Below are 1,278 nucleotides of genomic sequence, written 5' to 3' on the forward strand. Positions count from 1 at the left end.
CGCCGCCGCGATGCGGTTCTTCAATGGTCGACGGCGGCACCGACCGGCGCGCCAGGTGCTCCGGGTCCAACCCCTCGCACTTCGTTCGCGGAGTCAGTCGACAGCTCGTCGCGTGCCGGGTGACCACGTCGGCGTGGCCGGAGGTGGGAGTACCTCCGGCCGGGCCCGACCGGCAGCTTTCTCCTACTCCTTCAGGCCCACTGCCCCGACGGCGTGGCCCTGCTCGCGACTGATGTCCGCGGAGTCGGGGTCCGGGCGCCAGTCGGCGGACCGGACCAGGCCCGGCTCGACCAGGCGCAGCCCCTGCAGGAAGCTCCCGATGCGCTCGGGCGAGCGCAGGTGGTACGTGTTGACGGACTGCGCGTTGTACGCCTCGACAGCCGCCTTCAGTTGTTCGCTGGTGTCCGTGCCGTCGCTCAGGGCCACGTAGCTGCCCCGCGGCAGGGCATCGATCAGCTCGGCCACGATCCGCTCGGGCTCCTCGTTGTCCGAGAGCTGGCCCATGATGTTGAGCAGCATCAGGCCGACGGGCCGGTCGAAGTCCAGCGTGTGAGCCGCCTCGGCGAGGATCTTCCGCGGATCGCGCACATCGGCGTCGAGGTAGGCGCACTTGCCTTCCGGAGTGCTGCGCAACAGCGCGTCGGCGTGGGCGAGGACGATGGGGTCGTTGTCCACGTAGACGATCCTGCTCTCGGGCGCGATGCCCTGGGCGACCTCGTGGGTGTGGTTGGTGCTGGGCAGCCCGGTACCGATGTCGAGGAACTGGCGGATCCCCGCGTCACGCGTCAGGAACCGCACTGCTCGCACCAGGAAGCTCCGCTGCAGCCGCGCGATGGCCGCGAATTCGGGAAACGTCTGAAGGATCATGTCGCCGGCCTGGCTGTCCACCGGATAGTGGTTCTTCCCGCCGAGCAGGTAGTCCCACACACGCGCCGAGTGGGGTCGATCGGTCTGCAGTCTTCTTTCCCGGTCGCCTCGGTCAGTCATGATCGAAGCATGACACACAGCGACCCTCAAGACGTTCAACTCCTGGGTTTCCGAGCGTCGTTGCTCCCCAACGCAGCCTCCAACCGGTGGAGAGGAGTGGAGAGGAAGTTCTCTTGCTCGTCCCGTTTCCATCAGACGGCCGTCCGAGGACGAACGGAAGTGTCCCGGCCAGTTCACCCGGTGCTGCCTTCTCCGTGCGGGAGTGACGGTCCGCGGTGAACACAGGTCCACCGTCCGGAAGGCCGCGGCCAGGGCCGCATTCACCGCCTCCACGAGCCCCACTCCCGCCCC

General features: G+C 68.1%; 1 protein-coding gene. It reads right to left on the reverse strand.

Going from position 1 to position 1,278, the window contains the following annotated elements; genetic code table 11:
• Nucleotides 1-183: 183 nt before the first annotated feature.
• A complete protein-coding gene (locus RH94_RS36685; RefSeq protein WP_073952601.1) occupies nucleotides 184-987 on the reverse strand; it encodes an SAM-dependent methyltransferase in 804 nt (267 codons plus the stop codon).
• Nucleotides 988-1,278: the final 291 nt, after the last annotated feature.

The sequence above is a fragment of the Streptomyces kebangsaanensis genome (genome assembly GCF_001906585.1).
Classification (GTDB): Bacteria; Actinomycetota; Actinomycetes; order Streptomycetales; family Streptomycetaceae; genus Streptomyces; species Streptomyces kebangsaanensis.